This is a genomic window from Mucilaginibacter sp. RCC_168, assembly GCF_041355315.1.
Lineage (GTDB): Bacteria > Bacteroidota > Bacteroidia > Sphingobacteriales > Sphingobacteriaceae > Mucilaginibacter.
In genome coordinates this window covers 69,931-87,850 of the sequence record NZ_JBFUPN010000010.1, presented here as the reverse complement: position 1 = coordinate 87,850, position 17,920 = coordinate 69,931, and the positions used below count along the sequence as shown (strand labels likewise).

Genomic DNA, 17,920 nt, shown 5'->3' with positions numbered 1-17,920 from the left:
TCAATATTTTGAAAAAGAGTAACTGATGCCCAAAGTGTACGTACGCGGCGGCGCGGCATTATACGTATCGCCGTATTGGTTGCTGGTTACCGTAGTGGCATACAGCTTATTGGTTAAGTTCAACACGTTAAACCATATGCCCGCCCCTTTGATCACGCTGCTTTTGATATCATAGCCCAAACGCAGGTTATAAATATCATAGCCGCTGTAAGTTTTGGTATTGGCCGGGTTGGTATAGTACTGGTTGATGTGTTGCCACTCGGTAGCTATCCTGAAACCCGGCAGATACTGAGGTTTGTAAGTCAACTCAGAATTAGCTATCCAGGCTGGAGCATTGGTCATGCGGTTACCGTTATAGCTGATCACTGTGCTGGTGCCATTACTGGTGCGTACTTCGCTGTACTCTACATAAGTATGGCGGGCATTGGTACCGCTAAATCTGAAGGTCAATTCTTTAACCGGTGCTACGGTTACCGAATACTCAACACCCCGGTGACGGGTTGCCCCCGCGTTTTGGTTTTGGGTAGTATTATCGGGCAACAGCTGACTAATGATCTCATTATGCCCTTCCATATCAAACAAACTCAGTTCAAAGTAGAGCTTTTTATTGAACGCCGAAAACCATCCGCCTACTTCATAATTATCAAAAGTGGCTTGTTTCAATGGTGTTAACTGACGAGAGCTGTACAGATCCCCAGTTTCCGGTGGTTGAAAACCTACGCTGTAGTTGGCGTAGAAACCTTTGTTATGTCCCAGATCGTAAGTTAAACCCAACTTTGGCGCCAGGATGTTAAAGTTATTGGTTTCCTGCTGTTTGTATTTGGTTTGCCCCGCTGGGATGCTGTTGGTAAAATCATAGTGCACTCGGTCGTAACGCAGGCCGCCTACAATGCGCAGGGCTTCTACTGGTTTTATCTCATACTGCAGGTAAGCTGCAGTATTGAACAGTTTGATGTTATAATTATCTATATATCTGCCGGTATTGGTAAAGCTGGTGTAGTAGTTGTTCTGTACATCTTTATCAATATTCAAGTATTGCGCATAGTACGAGCTCGGACTGTCATCCATATAAACACCACCAATTAAACGCGAATGCAGAAAATCAATGTCGACGCGATGCTGAGCCAGCAAACCGTAGCTCTGGAATTTCTGATCATTCACCTGTCCGTTTGAACTTACATACTTACCGGTATTATCCCGTACATCGGAGATATAATAGCTGGGCAGTTGCGCGGTGGAGTTATCGCGGAAAAACAGGGTTACAAAAGTACTGTTCTTATCATCCCATTGATGATCCAAACGGGTGCTTGCCCGGAAAGCCTTTACCCTGCGATAAGTAAAACGCTGGTTGGCGCCATAACTACGACAATAAAAATGCACGCTATCCAGACTGCCCGGCGTTTGGGTGTCGAGGTAATTATAAGCCGCGGCCGTGGTTAAACGGGTGGTGGCATTAAAATCATACGTGGTCTTGAAGTTAACCGAGTACTTGTCGAAGTCGGAGTAATCCTGCCAGCTGTCTTTCTGGTGGGCTACATATCCGCCCACATACAGTCCAAACTTACCCTGACTAAAACCACCGTCGGCATCAACCCGGCGATAATGGTAATTATCACCCTGAACAGAAACATTACCCGCATAACCCGTAGGCGGCCCTTGCGTAATAAAGTTAACCGCACCGCCAATAGAGTTACTGCCATACAACGATGAAGCCGGACCTTTGATCACCTCAATATCCTTAACCCCCGACATATTGATCTCATACAGCGAGTTATGGTTAAAGATCCCTGTAGGGCGTATCGGCAAACCATCCTCCATATATAAATAAAGCGCGTTGTAAGTAATAGGCTGACGAATGGCCATGGTATGCTGCTCGTTACCTAGATTCACCATGTATACACCGGCTACCTTATTCAATAGCTGGTATAAGGCAGTGGCTTTGGTATCCTTAATTTGGGTAGAATTTATTTTGCTGATGGCGATAGGCGCATCCTGACGCGCCTGCCCTTCGCGGCTGGCGGTGACCACCACCGGCTGCAAATCGACGGTTGAAGGCTCGAGGGTGATGTCGAGATCGTGTCCTTTTAATGTCGCCACATCTACAACGCGGGCATTATAACCTACCATGGCAAACTTAAGCTTGGTAATGCCTTCTGCGTTGATACTAAAATGCCCCCTGGCATTGGTTGTGGCCAGCTTTACACCCGTTGCGGCATCGGCCTTACATATGGAAGCGCCCACCAGAGCCTCATGCGTATTGGCATCCGTAATGGTTCCCTGTAAGGTGATTTGGCCGAATGACCGGGTAAAAAGTGTTATAAAAAGTATAGATAGAATGAGATATTTTTTCATGAATAAACAATCAGGAGCCTAAACCCCGGTATAAAATCTTGTTAGGATAATGGAGATTCCCGGGATGAATAGTCGTCTGAATCAGAATTTACAGAATTTTAGAATTGACAAAATTCTGGTAGACAAAATGCAGCAAAACATTAACATGCAAAAACACACCGTGTGATTTTTTGACTTATTCTGTTAATCCTTAAATTCTGTAAATTCTGATTCAGACAATTGCACACGCAAAAGCGCATAGCAAAGCCATCAATCAAAAGATCCGGGAAAATAAATGGAAATTATCCTAACTGGGGAGGCTGGAATATGGTACCGACACGGTCGACCGGAAGGGTACAATCATAAGGGGTCACGATCACTTGCAACAAGCTGGAGTGAAATTTAATAACCGTTGAACTGGCTACATAAACTTCCTGAAAGAGGCTCTTTTGCGACTGCCTTTCATCGCTGGCCTGCTTTTCCTCTGCCTGTTTTATCTTTTTCGCAAAATAACATTTACCATCGCAATGCAACCAGGGTCTATTCCGGTTTTCACAAAGCTTGGTGGCAATGTAGTTCCTGTTCAGTTCAAAACCCGCGTAAATAAAAAACCGCGAGAAATTAACCGTGATCAGCGAAACGATGAGTAAATAGGCTGTAAAACGTTGCAGCATGATGCCGCAAAGGTAGCAGCTATACGTTTAATAAGCAATGCCAAATAAAAAATAAGTTTTAATTAGCCCGTTTGAGTACCGTGCTCAAATGCTCGCCTTTATAAACAATGTGCATCTGGATAGAATCCGGATAAATTTTACCGGTATGCGGCGCATTGCCATCGGGCACGGGCACATTGAAGGAAAAATCGCCGCCGTTGATCATACCATCCGTAATTTGCACATCCCCTTCGGGCATGTGTGCCATACCCGTAAGCTTATCGCTATCAACCTTAAAAGTGTAGTTTAACTGAAATGTAGTTTTGTTAGGCAGTTTTAAGATACCTGTCCATTTTCCGTTAATGTCCATAACTGCGGCAAAACAGATCATGAAGCATATGACCATAGCAGCGGTTGCAAATATTTTTCTTTTCATGAGGGACGTGCAGACAGGATATTGCCTGCTGTTATGGTTATACAAACTTTTGGTTAAATAGTTTAACCAAATAAAAAAACCTTACTAATTAGTAAGGTTTTCATAGCGAGGTTTAAGTATGAAAATACTTTTGTAGCTTCCTTATCCCAAAGGATAAAGATTATTTCTTTTCTTCTGGCCTTTTTAATAAAGAGTGAACTTTCGCGCCATTGATCTCTAGGTCGATGCCTGTTGAATCACCATAGAACTTGCCGGTATGCGGAATGTCCATACCACCGGTAGTAACACTGAATGAAAAAGTGGTACCGTCAGTTTTACCATTAGCTATCTGCACGTCGCCATCTGGTGTTAAAGCCGTTCCGGTTAATTTATCACCATCAACTTTAAAGTTATATAATAATGGGTACTCAGAGCCATCGCCCAAAACCAATTTTCCGGCCCATTTGCCATTCAAATCGGCGATGGCTGCCAAACAAACCATAAAGCAACCTACCAACATCGCGGTAGTAAAAAACTTTCTTTTCATAACGTATTTTTTATTTACCTAAGATAATGTCTTTTTTGTTAAAAATCAGTTAAGTATGCATTATTTAAACCATACAAAAGTTAAAATAAAATAGCCGTTTAAACAAACTATTTTGCCTTTTATTTTCACATATTAACTGAATGTTATTTAATGTCACCAATAATTGACGATTGTTTGATGCCAACACTACCTGCCCGGGTATAACAAAATACCACCATGCGGTTAACTGATCCTTTTATCATCCTGACAATACACGCAGCTTGTGCTGTTATAATTTAAAAAATATTTTCTTCCTATAAAGAAAATAGCAAAACAGCCACTCCAGTCCAAAAACGCAGACAGCGGTAATAATCACTTTCAGTAATTCACCGGCGTTAAACCAGCTTAAAACGCCATTGCTGATACTGCTGATATAACCATTGAACCAGCGGCTGCCAACAATTTCAAAAAACAGGTAAATAAAAATAGAGTTCATACCAACAATAGTAAAAAAGGTTAGGTATTTGCGATGCCCCAATACATCAACCCACCAATAACATATTGCTAAAAACCACAAACACCAGCCCAACGAGGTAATAGTAAACGAGGTTGTTGCAATCCGCTTAATTATTGGAGTTATGCTCAACGCGTCGAGGCTATAACCAATTACAAGGCAGGCAAGCCCCCAAAGCAGGAGTTGTCTTAATTTATGATTACCGTTTAATAGCAGTTTGCCTGCCAATGCCCCTGCAATGGTATGTACAGCGGTTGGGATGCAGTTGATAGCTACCCAGCCCCCTTTATTGATCTTATTCATGAGCAGCAGATCGATATAATTACCAAAATTATGCTGATCAGTAAATGGCTGATCGAAACCGGGTATATGGGTAAACCGGTAGAGCGCTTCGGTAAGCAACAGCAAACCAATGCATACGCCAATTTGTGCCAGTGGGTTCCATTTGAGGATCAGAAAAGCTATTAATGTAGTAAATGAAAGCTGGGTTAATACATCCCACAGTTCAAAAGACAAACCTTTCGGGCGTACGGCATAATCCAGCACTCCCCAAAAGAACAGCCAGCCGCAACGGATCAAAGTTTTTTTAAATGTTTGGTTCCATGTAACGCCATTACTCCATTGTTTATTTAACGAAAACGCCATAGCCACTCCAGCTATAAACATAAAAGCGGGCTGCACCAGATCCCAAAAATGAAGGCCATGCCATGGATGATGCGTAAATTGTTCTATAAAACGCCCATGCGTATGCTCATACAAATAATCATATATCCCTGTTGACTCTATGGCAAGCAATACCATAATAAAACCCCGAAGAAGATCAAGGGAAAGGAGGCGTGTGGAGATGGGGTTAGCGGTTTGGCTTACAGGCATAAATATATTTCAATATCGGTTAAACAATATACTTTTTAAAAATAGATAAAGAGTTATTGTTAAACAAAATCACTATTTAAACCATATAAAAGTTGAGCTAAAATTCCTGTCTAAACAAAACTGCTTACCTTTTATTTTTACATATTACCTGAATGTTATTTAGCGGCACAAATAATTGTTTAATTTTACCCCGATGAAAAAGGTGGAAGTATTAAAGCTGATGGACTTGGTTGAAGACATCAAAAAACTTGATGAATTGATTGTTGCCAGTCGCCAAAAAAAGACCTCAGATTTTGTACTGAACCAGTACGAGGCCAAAAAGGTCAAGATGGTGGGCTCTATCATCCATGAGCTGGCTAATCCTCCTATTCAATCCATAGAAAGCTACCTGCTCATTAAAAAGATCCTGAACAAGTATTATCCCAACATGCCCGAAGAAGAGCTGATTAGCAATAGCGACATTGGCAAAATTGTGGCCGTTATTGAAGGATAAGCTTAGTAAATACCGGCCATTGGTTCCTCCATTTCTCCGCCTTTCCAGAAAGTAGTGGCCGGATGAAACTGTTTCCAGGAGCGCCAGTATTCCTGGTATGCCTGCACTTTGGCAAGGCGCTGCCCTTTTTGAGTTCCGGAGATACATAAGCCGTCCCAATCCCAAACCGAAGCCGTTTCCAGATCGGTGAGCAGGCCATCATTGCCCAGGTTAAAATGCAGGGTTTTGCCATTTACGGCAGTATTCCAGGCATGATAAGTAAGACTATCATGCTCAATACCCAATAGCAACGAGTGATGGTCAAACTCGTCATTAAGCAAACGCTTGTTATTTAAACGCCGCCAGTCATAAGCCCGGGCTTTGCCGTTGATAATTACACCCACCACCCAGCTTTTACGGATCAGGGAATCTTTATTTTTAAGGATGCTGTCGCGATCGATAGCCTGTATGCGGTCGTAATTTTTCAGATCTGCGTAATCGGCTGCATACAATTTATCAGGCTGCATGATCAGTGAGGTTGGATGTTTTTGCAGCCATGCTCCCAGGGTTGATTGCTCGTAAGGTAGTTCCTGCAGCTGATGGCCTTTCAATTCACCCACGGCAGCGTTACCTGTAGCCTGGTACCACCACGTTCTGGTACTTTCATCCTCAATAATGGCGTTGTAATGCCTCGCCCCTACCAACCTGAAATTTTGCCGGCTGCCGTTAATAACCGGGTTGTACACCCTACCCGTACGGCACATGGTGCAATAGGTTACCAAGATGGGTTGCTGACCAACCTGATCCTGTACTTTATGATGATAGCCCAGGTAAACTACCGGATAGGCTTTGGCCACGCCATTATTCACAACCCCTATGATCACGTAGTTGAGCGGCACTTTATTGGTAAGACCATTGGCAAACTTCACCGCATCAGTTTCCTTAAACATGGTTTCGGCCTTGTAAGCGATATCTGTAAAGTAAAAACTGCCTAAACAAAGCAGTAATACTATAGCTTTTACAATTTTACTTCTTACCGTATTTTTCGCATAGTATTTAATCAGGTACCAAACAATCAGCAAGGCACCTATAACACGCAAAGGATTTACAATTTTTTCGAGATAATAACATAGGGTAATAGCATTCAGATCCTGACTGCCTGGGAAAGGCATCAGCAGGTAAGCATGTACCAACCCTGGTATGATCAATAAGATGATACCCCACCAAAACATCCGCGATCTGTTCTTTTGCTGCATTACACTTCGGGGTTTAAGGCAGCGTAGCGGTTTGGCGATGGCAAATAGCCATTATTTTTCAATATACCTGCAAGGCGATCATAAAAAACAGGTTCGATTGGGGTTACACTGGCCAGGCCATCAACATAACGGTTATATAAACTAAACAACGCAGCAATCAAAACGGTATCGTGTATTTCCAGATCCGTAGCGCCAGCCTCACGGGCTTTATCTACCAGTTGCGGAGTAACCCGTTTACCATTTACCTGTGTTTGACGTGCAATTTCAAGCAAGTGTTTCATTTTTTCGCTCACAGGGGCATTATCCGGGTCGTTCTTTACTTTTTCAGATGTTTCTGTTTCGCCTAAAAGGGCGTTGGCCGCGGCGGTATGGGCATTGGTACAAAACCGGCATTCATTACCATTACTTACCACGGTAGCTATTAGTTCACGCTCACCTTCGGTCAGGGTCGATTCGCCCCGCAACAATATCTGGGTAAGCTGCCTGATGGGCAAAGCTGTATCCTGACGATAATTCAGCAAACCTGTAATACCGGGCAGGCTTTCGTCTAATGGTATGTATGGCATATCAATAATTAGGGTACCAGTAAATTTTCAATAATTGGATTTATAATAATTCCGAATTTATTAAAAATTACTTTTATAAAGAATAGCCAGCACCATAATTATTTTCAGCAAAGGCCTGCCTATCAAACAGGTATTATTGCTTTTTGCCATTCTCTACACTTTTGATCTCTTCCTTACGGTCTTTGGCAAAATCAAAATGGTCAAAATCGGTAGTTTGCGGTACATCAAGGGTAAAGCTGCTTAGCGGATTAATTTCAACCGTAATATCCTGAGCTATCAGGTCGACCACGTGGCCGCCGAACGCTTTGTCTGTTGATAAAAAATGGAAGTGATAACCGGCAATATGCGGGCCTTCCATAAACTTAGGAATGCGAAAGCCGATCAGATCGCCGTTCATATCAGTGTGATCAAAAAAGTGTTGCCTGTCCAGCATCGAAGCCAGCGGCAGGTACGGTTTTTCGACCGGCGGGAAAGCTCTCGTTTTCACCAATTTAAATTTACCGCTGATGTGGATGGCATAAATACCATTCTGATTGGTTAGCAAACTATCCAGATAACTGTAAAACGCGGCCTTATTTAATGTACCGCTGTGCTTATACACTTTAGCGGCGTTAAAAAAGCACACAACAGCGTAAGGCGTTTTGCCGGTATCAGGTATTTCGGCGGTTTTGCCACTTGCCTGTGTTTGATATAAATGGCCTTTAAAAACCAATAATTCGCCATCGAGCCGGGCCGGGGCGCCTAAGCCAAAATTGCCATGCTGTTTTAATTGTTTATAAGGATAATATGAATCATATAAACCACCAATAAAAGCCGAAGCCAAACCGGCACTGAATAAATTATTAGCATTAGGATTGGCAGGCTTTACTTTTTGCTGTGCCGATGCCGTAAAGCTGTAACACATAACAGCCAGTAAGAAATAAACAGGGGTATTTTTCATAGCTAAGTAAAGTATTGTAAATGTGGCAGCAAAACAATCGTTTTTTTGGCAGTATGGCAAATATTAGAGGATACATTATTCCATAGCATTGCAAATTTTACTTTGCGTTTACTGCCGGGTGGCATGTGTATGCTAACTTTGCACATTCTAAAAAAAGAGATAACATGAAAATAGAGATATGGTCTGATGTGATGTGCCCGTTTTGCTATATCGGCAAACGCAGGTTTGAAGATGCGCTGCAACAATCGGGGCACCAGGAGCAGGTAGAAATTGAGTGGAAAAGCTTTCAGCTCAACCCGGATATGAAAACCGATCTGTCGACCAATATTAACCAGTACCTGGCCGATGCAAAAGGCTGGACACTGGATTATGCTGCCCAACTAAACGATCATGTAACCCAAATGGCTGCCGAAGTTGGCCTTACCTATAATTTCGACCGTGCTGTAGTGGCCAATAGTTTTAAAGCGCACCGCTTTACCCACCTTGCCAAAAAACATGGTTTGGGTGATGCTGCCGAAGAGGCCCTGTTTAAAGCTTACTTTACCGAAGGACAAAATATTGACGATAACGATACCCTGATCAAACTGGGAGTGACTATCGGTTTAGATGCCGCTGAGATAAAACAAGTATTAGAAAGCGACACCTATGCCGATGAAGTAAAATACGATATTGCACAAGCACAGCAGTTAGGTATCCGTGGTGTTCCGTTTTTTGTGATGAACAATAAATATGGCGTATCGGGGGCACAGGCTGTACCGGTGTTTCTGGAAACGATTGAAAAATCATTTACCGAGTGGCAACAGGAAAACCAAAAATCTTCATTAACCATTATTGAAGGTGAATCCTGCTCACCGGATGGTGATTGCGGTTAATCTTACATTTCGCGTAAATCTTTTTATATCAGATAATTAAAAAACGATTTAGCTGTTCCCATTGTAACATATTTGTTATACCTTTGTATTTACAATACATAGTGTACTAAATACACTTACATAAGTATAAAATGATAGACGCGCCGGCTGTACCAGTTTCTGTATCAAAAAAAGCACTCCGCATTGCTGTTGGAGCTATGTTTTTTATGGCCGGCCTTAGCTTTTCGAGCTGGGCATCACGTATTGCAACAGTACAGCAAGACATGGGACTATCTGATGCCGCATTAGGCGCGGTATTGTTTGCACTCCCCGTGGGTTTAATGTGCTCGCTCCCATTTTCGGGCTGGATCATTACTAAAATAGGCAGTCGTAAACTGCTTATCAGTGCTTTGCTGGTATATGCTGTGGCCCTGGTGACTTTAGGTCTGGCGCAAAACCCTTTCCAGCTGATCATTTGCCTGATATGTTTCGGATTCAGCAGTAATGCAGTGAATATTTCCGTAAATACCCAGGCTGTAATCACCGAAGAATTATACAAACGCCCCATCCTTGCCTCGTTTCATGGTTTATGGAGTTTGGCAGGATTTACCGGCGCGGGCGTTGGTACCTTCATGATCGCCAATCATGTAGCCCCCTATCGTCATTTTTTATTGATGATGGTAGTTATTATGATTGGTGTAATTATAGCTGCACGCTATTTGAAAGATGATAAAGTAGCCAATGCGGGCCCGGTTTTCGTGATGCCCGACAGTTCGCTGGTCAAACTGGGCGTTATCGCCTTTTGCTCCATGATATGCGAAGGCGCCATGTTCGACTGGAGCGTTATTTACTTTAAAAAAGTAGTACTTGCACCAACAGCTCTTGTAGGTGTAGGCTTTACAGCATTCATGCTTACCATGGCCGGAGGCCGGTTCTTTGCTGATAAATTCGCCCATCGGTATGGCTTAAAACGTACATTGCAGGTAAGTGGTACGTTAACCGCCACAGGACTGCTTTTCGCGGTAGCGTTTCCTTATGTATACACGGCCATAGCTGGTTTTTTGCTGGTAGGTGTCGGCGTATCATCGGTAGTGCCAATGGTTTTCAGCGCTGCCGGAAAATCAAAAACCATGCAGCCGGGTGTTGCTTTGGCCGCGGTATCAACCATAGGTTTTCTGGGCTTTTTAATAGGCCCCCCTATCATTGGTTTTATAGCGGGCCTGGCCACCCTAAGAGCTTCGTTTATATTAATAGCCTGCATGGGTGTATCTGTTGTGGTGGTATCTACCAAAGCCAAAATCTGATCATTCCCGGTTCAGATCGCCCCCAGCAGGGTTAAGCAGGTACTCAAACTGTTCATAACCGTTATGGAAAATAAATTTCAACCGCTCTTTGGGCACGTCAATATCCAACGACATTAAACCAATGGTTTGCGGCAGGTTATCCCTTATTAATTTCAGATCGGTTACGTTTGGCATATTGATAAATATATCCTCGCCACGAGCCTCAATTGCCCATCCCGGCAAGTTAGCATTGTGCAGTACATTGAGCCATTTTTGCTGATAAGTATTCATAGTAATGTTTTATGAATAAAGGCTTGAGCGCCCAACTTGGTTTTAAATAATTCCTTAATTTAGTAGCGATGAGGAAAAAAACTCCGATTGAAAAAATCACAGCGCCGGTAAATAAGTTCATCCATCAGGAACATACCAGTGGCATTGTGCTTTTTATCAGCGTAGTGGCAGCCATTATATGGGTTAATTCGCCACTGGAGCACTTTTATCATGCCTTGTGGGATCTTAAATTATCCCTGGGCTTTGATGGCCTCATGCTTGATCATTCCCTGCACCTCTGGATAAATGACGGTCTGATGGCCATATTCTTTTTTGTGATAGGCCTGGAATTGAAGCGGGAGTTTATGGCCGGCGAACTATCCTCCATTAAAAAAGCGTCTCTGCCTATGGTGGCTGCCTTGGGTGGGATGCTGGTACCGGCCCTTATTTATTTCCTGATCAACAAAGGCTCCGAGTCTGAATACGGCTGGGGCATTCCTATGGCTACTGACATTGCCTTTGCACTGGCCCTGCTTTCCATCGCTGGTAAACATATTCCATCATCAGTAAAAGTATTTTTATCGGCCCTTGCCGTTGCTGATGATCTGGGAGCAGTACTGGTAATCGCTATATTTTACAGTTCGCATATCGCCTTATTACCTCTAACCGTCGGCGTTTGGTTATTGGTGATCCTCCTCATCGGTAACAAAATGGGGGTACGGCACATCGCTTTTTACCTGGTGATAGGTTTTGCTGTTTGGGTGGCGTTTTTACTTTCGGGTGTGCATGCTACTATTGCCGGCGTACTGGTTGCATTTACTATTCCGGCGCGCACCCGCATCAACGAAAAAAGTTATGCGGATAGCCTTCGTGCTTTACTCTCAGATTTTGAACAGGCCATACCCAATAACAGTACCTTAACTACGCCCGAGCAGCATGACACCATTGAGAAAATAAAGAAACTAAGTACCGATGCCGAAACACCGCTGCAAAAGGTGGAGTTTATGCTGCATCCCTGGGTAGCCTTTGTAGTGATGCCGCTTTTTGCTTTAGCCAATGCTGGTATCGTGATCGGCGCCAACTTTTTTTCGTCGCTGGCCAACCCGGTAAGCATAGGTGTAACTATTGGCTTATTGGCCGGTAAATTTATTGGCGTGCTGTTAGCTACCTGGCTCATGGTAAAATGCGGTGCACAATTGCCAGCAAAATCTACATGGAAACAAATAATTGGGGTTGCACTGCTGGCTGGTGTTGGTTTTACCATGTCGTTATTTATCTCGGGACTTGCCTTTAGCCATCCGGAAATGGTGGATCAGGCTAAGTATGGAATATTGTTAGCATCCCTCCTGGCCGGCGCGCTTGGAGTATTGGTGCTGAGAAAAGCCCGATAGTGAGTAGGGAATAGTGACCGGTGAGTTTTTGCCTGAACTTTGATTTATTACCTGTTGTTTGTTTTCAAGAGGGTTCAAGAGGGCTCCGCCGTTCATGTGGTTTAGGAACTCTCGGGGTCTTCGCCTAAATTGCCCGCCATTTTTACTCACCACTCACCACTCACCACTCACCACTCACCACTCACCACTCACCATTAGGTTTGCCATACACGCTTAAAGGCGTAAGCCTGTTCTGGAACATCACTTGCGAACTGTTATAAAATTTCACAAAATCATCGGCACTTACCTGTCCGGGATAGGGCACATAATAATGATCGGTACGACCATTACGCCAGGCCAGTACATAGGATAATTTATGCTTTGCCAATGTAGGCAGTAAAACTTTTGTCCACCAATCGGCCTGGGGTATTTGCTCATAACCAGTTTCGGGTAAGCAGGCTACTTTATGATGTTTGGCAGCTATGGTTTCTAAAATGGACAGGCGTTTGTCCAGCTTGCTCTGGTAGTCGGCAACATTTTTATAACAGTAATTATCAAAGCCAACAAAATCCACATAATCATCTCCGGGATAACGTTCCAGGAAATCTTCTTCGGTGTTAAAATCGGCTGTTGAATATACGATGAGCAGGTTGTGGAGCTTTTTCTTTTTATGCAGATAATCAATAGTGAACCGCCATAGCGTTTTAAATTCATCGGGCGAGCTGGTGTTTTTACCCCACCAAAACCAATTGCCGGTAAGTTCATGAAACGGTCTGAACAATATTGGGATGGCTTCGCCGCCTGAACCTTTCAAGTTGGCCAGGTAAGCCGCCGCTTTATCCAGCCACGAAACATAAACATCATGATATGCTCCTCCCGGTATCAGTTCTTTAATGCTATGCATGGTGTTATCCCAGGCTGTTTTGCCGTTAGCCGGGTTATCCATATGCCAGCAAAACGTATTGACACCGCCACGTTCATAAGCCTCTTTTACCAGTTGTTTTTGCAGTTTAAAGGGGATACCGTTAATATCATTAATACTGTCGTGCTCAATTTTTGCCAGATCCCAACCATATATAGCCGGATATGAACCTGTAACACTTTTTACATCCGAGCTATTGGGCTCAAACTTCCAGTTAACGCCGTAAGCTGTATCGTCATGATGGCCAAACATGATCCCCGCACCCAACAGGCGTTGCATGCTGGAAAAAAGCGCGTTGGTTTCGGCCGTGGCTTTTTTATCACTGGGCTTATATAATTGCGCGCTGGCAAACAAATTATAAAATAATAAAAATAAAGCGGTAATGGTTATATACCTTAAAACTGCATGCATATCTTAAATTGATCGGTGCAAGCGACTAATTTAATATTATTAAAACGCATGCCACAATCTATTTGTTTAATAATTTCTATACAGATGTTGCTATTGCTATAACAGCTATTTTTAACTAACACAGGGTATAATAAGTGCAAGCAGGGAAATTTTACACTTTATTAACCATATTCTCCCGGGTGCATTATTCAATATAAATTATAACTGTTAGGTTTGCAACCAATTGTGATTTTAATTTTTTACCCAAACGGTCAGAAACTTAAACTCAATTTAATATGTTATTAAACTCCGCCTCGTTAACTTATGGGAGCGTGATTGGCATTTTTTAATTTGGCTTGTTAATTGTATTGTGAATTCGAATTTATCAGGCAAAAACATGAAATTGCCATATAATATATCTGGTTCAAACAATTGCCATAAGTTATTGTAGAGTAACCATAATTAAGTTATACAAATACCTACTATATCATATTTAATGGATACAGCAGAAAGCGCAACAACAGCTAAAAAAAATTCGAAGTTTAAACAAAGCCTCATTAATTTTTTTACCGACCTGTATAAGATCAACCAGTTTATTTTACGTTTTTTCAGAGAGGCTTTTGTACCTCCTTTTGAATTTAAAGAAATTGTACGACAGTGCTTTGAAGTAGGTGTACGTTCGTTTACACTGATATCGGTTACCGGGTTTATTGTTGGGGTGATATTTACCAAACAATCCCGCCCTTCGCTATCTGAATTTGGGGCACAGTCATGGCTGCCATCTCTGGTGTCTATTGCCATTATGCGTGCCCTGGCTCCGTTGGTTACCGCGCTTATCGCCTCGGGCAAGGTAGGTTCAAGTATTGGCGCCGAGCTGGGCTCTATGCGGGTAACCGAGCAAATTGACGCTATGGAGGTATCGGGTACCAAACCTTTTAAATTTCTGGTGTGTACCCGTGTACTGGCTACCACCCTCACCATCCCTATCTTATCAACCTATACGGGCTTGATAGCCATACTGGGTGGTTATTTAAACGTAAGCCAGAACGAAGGTACCAGTTGGAGCACTTTTATACAACAGGTGTTTGAGCCTTTAACTTTTGTTGATTTTGTGGCATCGTTAATCAAATCAATCGTATTTGGTTTTACTATAGGTATTGTAGGCTGTTACCAGGGCTACAATTCAACCAAAGGAACCGAAGGTGTGGGTAAAGCAGCCAATGGCGCAGTGGTTACCGCCATGTTCCTGGTATTTATTGAAGAAGTTATTATTGTGCAGATAACCAGCTGGTTCCGTTAATATGAAAAAGACACAAACACAGGCAGATCATAGCAACCCGGTTATCAGCATCAGGGGACTTAAAAAGTCTTTTCAGGATTACGCGGTACTCCGGGGTATCGACCTTGACCTTTACCCGGGCGAAAACCTGGTGGTGCTGGGTCGTTCGGGTACGGGTAAATCTGTATTGATTAAAATTATTTCGGGCCTGCTGAAACCTGATGCGGGCGAAATAACCGTATTAGGGCATAATATGGAGCAAATAACCGAAAAAGAACTGCAAGAACTGCGTGTACGAATCGGTTTTTCGTTCCAGAACAGCGCTTTGTATGATAGTATGACGGTACGCAAAAACCTGGAATTTCCATTAGTCCGCAACCGTAAAGGTATTACCCGAAGCGAGATCAATAACGCTGTGGAAACGGTGTTAGATGCCGTTGGCTTATCACAAACCATTAACCAGATGCCTGCCGAGCTTTCGGGCGGTCAGCGTAAACGGATTGGTATCGCACGCACGCTGATCCTTAACCCCGAGGTAATGCTGTATGACGAACCAACCGCCGGGCTTGATCCGATAACCTGTATCGAGATCAATGACCTGATCAACGAGGTGCAGCAACGTTACAATACCTCATCTATCATCATTACGCACGATTTAACCTGCGCTAAACAAACCGGCGACCGGATAGCCATGCTGCTTGACGGGCAGTTTCAGCGTACCGGTACTTTTGACGAGGTTTTTAATACCGACGACAGCCGGGTTAAACCTTTTTTTGACTATAACTTTATTCACTAAGAACAGATATTATAACCATTATCATGGATGCAACAGAAAATAGAAAAGCAATTATAGTAGGCATATTTTTAGCGCTCGGCCTTATCGTATTTATACTGGGGGTATTCACACTTGGGGGCCAGCAAAAAAGCTTCGTAAAAAACATAAAAATAAGCTCCGTCTTTAGCGATGTGGCCGGGTTAAAAAAAGGTAATAATGTATGGTTTTCCGGAGTTAAAGTAGGTACTATTAGTGAGGTTAAGTTTATTGGCCCTTCAAAAGTACAGGTGTTTATGAACGTTGATCAGGCTACCCAGCAATATATTCACCGTAACGCGGGCGCCAAAGTAAGCTCCGACGGGTTGATAGGAAACAAGATCATTGTGATAGATGGCGGTAGTCCGCAGGCACCGGAAATCCAGGATGGAGACGTACTGCAGGCCGAAAAAATGCTATCGACCGATGATATGCTTAAAACCCTACAGGATAACAACCAGAACCTGCTGGCCATCACCACCGATTTTAAAGTCCTGAGCCATAAAATACTGGAAGGCAAAGGTACAGTTGGCGCCTTGATGGCTGATAGCAGCATGGCTATGCAACTGCGCGCCGCCATGCGTAATTTGCAGGCTGCCACACAAAGCGCGGCAACCATGGCTGTACAGCTCAATAATTTTAGCGCCAAAATGAATACCAAGGGTGGCTTTGCCGATAAATTACTGACCGACACAGCTACTTTTAATAAAATAAGTCAGTCGGTTAATCAGTTGCAAAAGGCAGCAGCCAATGCCTCCACACTGACTGACAACCTGACCAAAGCCAGCAATAAGCTCAATACTACCGATAATGCTATTGGCGTATTACTGAATGACCCTAAAGGTGCTGCACAGGTTCAAACTACCCTAAATTATCTGCAACAAAGCTCCGTTAAACTTAATGACGATCTGGAAGCGGTACAGCATAATTTTCTGCTGCGCGGCTTTTTCAAAAAGAAAGCAAAAGCCAAGGCCGATAGTTTAAAAGCGCAATAAACTTTAACAGGTATGCAAAGCGGCTGTATGGTATTGGGGATAATTGAAATGTGTGCTGCGGGGCTGCTCATTTTTTTGGCCTATCTTATCAAATATAAAAAAAGGGTCGAGATCATTGCCGGCTATGACGAGCGAACCTGTAAGGATAAAGACGGCCTGGCCAATTGGATAGGCGGCAGTCTCCTGATCACCGGATTCATATGTCTTTTATTAGGTGTTGTAGCCACTTTGATGCCCAACCATACCGATCATATGCTGATAGCTTTTGGCATTATTGTACTCTTGTGGGTGGTTATTGTTAATGTAGGCGGGCGGAAGTATAAGGGGTAATCTCTGCCTGCACACTATAAAAGTTTGTCATCCTGAGGAACGAAGGATCTTTTCAATACGCCTATCGCATAACAGATGCTTCACTCCGTTCAGCATGACAAAAAGTTTTTTTACAATATAAAAAGTTTGTCATCCTGAGGAACGAAGGATCTTCTTCAACATGCCTTCTGTACAATAAGTGCTTCTTATTCTTCTGAAGAACCCATAAGTAAAGGCGGCCATCCCATAATCTCTTGATTCAAAAAATTCCAATTTGGGTTTTCCTCCTCAATTAGCTTGACTTTTTTATCCCTTGTCCATCCTTTTATCTCTTTTTCACGCTCAATCGCATGATCTATATACTGATGCCGTTCAAACCATACTAGATAATAACACTTATATTTTGATGTAAAACTTTCTTTTTGATCAATACCAAAATAGTGTTCATACAAACGTTGATTCAAATCATTAGTAACACCAGTGTATAATACCTTTTTACTGTAATTAGTGAGGATGTAGGTAAAAAAGTTATACTGGCGCATGATCAAATCTATGAAGAATACGGATATGTTGATATGAAAAATTTGTGATCTTGAGATCGAAGTATCTATCTGGACACCAGGCGAAGAAGATGCTTCACTCCGTTCAGCATAACAAAATGGGTTGACCAAACATTAAAAGTTTGTCATCCTGAGGAACGAAGGATCTATCCGTACGCCAAGCGAAGAAGATGCTTCACTTAGTTCAGCATGACAAAATGGGTTGACCAAACATTAAAAGTTTGTCATCCTGAGGAACGAAGGATCTATCCGTACACCAAGCGAAGAAGATGCTTCACTTAGTTCAGCATGACAAAATGGGTTGACCAAACATTAAAAGTTTGTCATCCTGAGG

Annotated in this window: 19 protein-coding genes; 8 read left to right on the top strand and 11 right to left on the bottom strand. The window is 42.9% G+C overall.

What is annotated here, in order from left to right; all coding sequences use genetic code 11:
* The 5 genes from AB6735_RS11305 to AB6735_RS11285 all read right to left on the bottom strand — a co-directional run bounded on the left by AB6735_RS11305 (position 1) and on the right by AB6735_RS11285 (position 5,312).
* Complete coding sequence (locus AB6735_RS11305; protein WP_370996033.1) at positions 1-2,352, bottom strand: TonB-dependent receptor; 2,352 nt, start codon at positions 2,350-2,352, stop codon at positions 1-3.
* Between the two features lie 281 nt (positions 2,353-2,633).
* On the bottom strand, positions 2,634-3,005 hold the full coding sequence (locus AB6735_RS11300; RefSeq protein WP_370996032.1) for a hypothetical protein: 372 nt from the start codon (positions 3,003-3,005) through the stop codon (positions 2,634-2,636).
* 58 nt (positions 3,006-3,063) lie between these two features.
* On the bottom strand, positions 3,064-3,420 hold the full coding sequence (locus tag AB6735_RS11295; protein ID WP_370996031.1) for a hypothetical protein: 357 nt from the start codon (positions 3,418-3,420) through the stop codon (positions 3,064-3,066).
* A gap of 160 nt (positions 3,421-3,580) precedes the next feature.
* Positions 3,581-3,946 (bottom strand): hypothetical protein, encoded by a 366-nt coding sequence (locus AB6735_RS11290; protein ID WP_370996030.1) that lies wholly within the window; start codon positions 3,944-3,946, stop codon positions 3,581-3,583.
* A gap of 268 nt (positions 3,947-4,214) precedes the next feature.
* Positions 4,215-5,312: an acyltransferase family protein gene (locus tag AB6735_RS11285; protein ID WP_370996029.1), complete on the bottom strand. Its 1,098-nt coding sequence runs from the start codon at positions 5,310-5,312 to the stop codon at positions 4,215-4,217.
* 193 nt (positions 5,313-5,505) lie between these two features.
* On the opposite strand from AB6735_RS11285, the gene AB6735_RS11280 reads away from it, so the two are divergent.
* Complete coding sequence (locus AB6735_RS11280) at positions 5,506-5,805, top strand: hypothetical protein (protein WP_370996028.1); 300 nt, start codon at positions 5,506-5,508, stop codon at positions 5,803-5,805.
* Positions 5,806-5,807: 2 nt separating this feature from the next.
* On the opposite strand, the gene AB6735_RS11275 is transcribed toward AB6735_RS11280, so the two are convergent.
* From AB6735_RS11275 to budA, 3 genes are all read right to left on the bottom strand, one after another.
* Positions 5,808-7,040, bottom strand: coding sequence for a DUF3179 domain-containing (seleno)protein (locus AB6735_RS11275; protein WP_370996027.1), 1,233 nt, complete (start codon positions 7,038-7,040; stop codon positions 5,808-5,810).
* Positions 7,040-7,606, bottom strand: coding sequence for a carboxymuconolactone decarboxylase family protein (locus tag AB6735_RS11270; protein WP_370996026.1), 567 nt, complete (start codon positions 7,604-7,606; stop codon positions 7,040-7,042). The genes AB6735_RS11275 and AB6735_RS11270 overlap by 1 nt, the downstream gene beginning before the upstream one ends.
* A gap of 133 nt (positions 7,607-7,739) precedes the next feature.
* Positions 7,740-8,546 (bottom strand): acetolactate decarboxylase, encoded by an 807-nt coding sequence (budA, locus tag AB6735_RS11265; protein WP_370996025.1) that lies wholly within the window; start codon positions 8,544-8,546, stop codon positions 7,740-7,742.
* Between the two features lie 164 nt (positions 8,547-8,710).
* Here budA and AB6735_RS11260 point away from each other — a divergent pair, with 164 nt between their 5' ends.
* Together AB6735_RS11260 and AB6735_RS11255 are read left to right on the top strand one after the other, a co-directional pair.
* Positions 8,711-9,418: a DsbA family oxidoreductase gene (locus AB6735_RS11260; RefSeq protein WP_370996024.1), complete on the top strand. Its 708-nt coding sequence runs from the start codon at positions 8,711-8,713 to the stop codon at positions 9,416-9,418.
* A 131-nt stretch (positions 9,419-9,549) separates the two neighbouring features.
* A complete protein-coding gene (locus tag AB6735_RS11255) occupies positions 9,550-10,701 on the top strand; it encodes an MFS transporter (protein WP_370996023.1) in 1,152 nt (383 codons plus the stop codon).
* On the opposite strand, the gene AB6735_RS11250 is transcribed toward AB6735_RS11255, so the two are convergent.
* Positions 10,702-10,971 carry a hypothetical protein gene (locus tag AB6735_RS11250; RefSeq protein WP_370996022.1) on the bottom strand — a complete coding sequence of 90 codons (270 nt, stop codon included), beginning with the start codon at positions 10,969-10,971 and terminating at the stop codon, positions 10,702-10,704. It abuts the gene before it with no gap.
* Positions 10,972-11,039: 68 nt separating this feature from the next.
* Here AB6735_RS11250 and nhaA point away from each other — a divergent pair, with 68 nt between their 5' ends.
* Positions 11,040-12,341, top strand: coding sequence for a Na+/H+ antiporter NhaA (gene nhaA, locus AB6735_RS11245; protein WP_370996021.1), 1,302 nt, complete (start codon positions 11,040-11,042; stop codon positions 12,339-12,341).
* Positions 12,342-12,522: 181 nt separating this feature from the next.
* Here nhaA and AB6735_RS11240 read toward each other — a convergent pair whose 3' ends face one another.
* Entirely contained in the window at positions 12,523-13,653 is a 1,131-nt protein-coding gene (locus tag AB6735_RS11240; RefSeq protein ID WP_370996020.1) for a glycoside hydrolase family 26 protein, read from the bottom strand.
* A 475-nt stretch (positions 13,654-14,128) separates the two neighbouring features.
* Here AB6735_RS11240 and AB6735_RS11235 point away from each other — a divergent pair, with 475 nt between their 5' ends.
* From AB6735_RS11235 to AB6735_RS11220, 4 genes are read left to right on the top strand one after another with little or no spacing between them, the layout of a single operon-like run.
* The gene (locus AB6735_RS11235; protein WP_370996019.1) at positions 14,129-14,932 is read left to right on the top strand and encodes an MlaE family ABC transporter permease; all 804 of its coding nucleotides are present in this window, start codon (positions 14,129-14,131) and stop codon (positions 14,930-14,932) included.
* A 1-nt stretch (position 14,933) separates the two neighbouring features.
* Positions 14,934-15,707, top strand: a complete 774-nt coding sequence (locus AB6735_RS11230; protein ID WP_370996018.1) for an ABC transporter ATP-binding protein — start codon at positions 14,934-14,936, stop codon at positions 15,705-15,707.
* A 23-nt stretch (positions 15,708-15,730) separates the two neighbouring features.
* Positions 15,731-16,717, top strand: a complete 987-nt coding sequence (locus tag AB6735_RS11225; protein ID WP_370996017.1) for an MlaD family protein — start codon at positions 15,731-15,733, stop codon at positions 16,715-16,717.
* Positions 16,718-16,729: 12 nt separating this feature from the next.
* Complete coding sequence (locus tag AB6735_RS11220; protein ID WP_370996016.1) at positions 16,730-17,047, top strand: DUF3784 domain-containing protein; 318 nt, start codon at positions 16,730-16,732, stop codon at positions 17,045-17,047.
* 185 nt (positions 17,048-17,232) lie between these two features.
* On the opposite strand, the gene AB6735_RS11215 is transcribed toward AB6735_RS11220, so the two are convergent.
* Positions 17,233-17,568, bottom strand: a complete 336-nt coding sequence (locus AB6735_RS11215; RefSeq protein WP_370996015.1) for a GIY-YIG nuclease family protein — start codon at positions 17,566-17,568, stop codon at positions 17,233-17,235.
* Between the last annotated feature and the right edge of the window lie 352 nt (positions 17,569-17,920).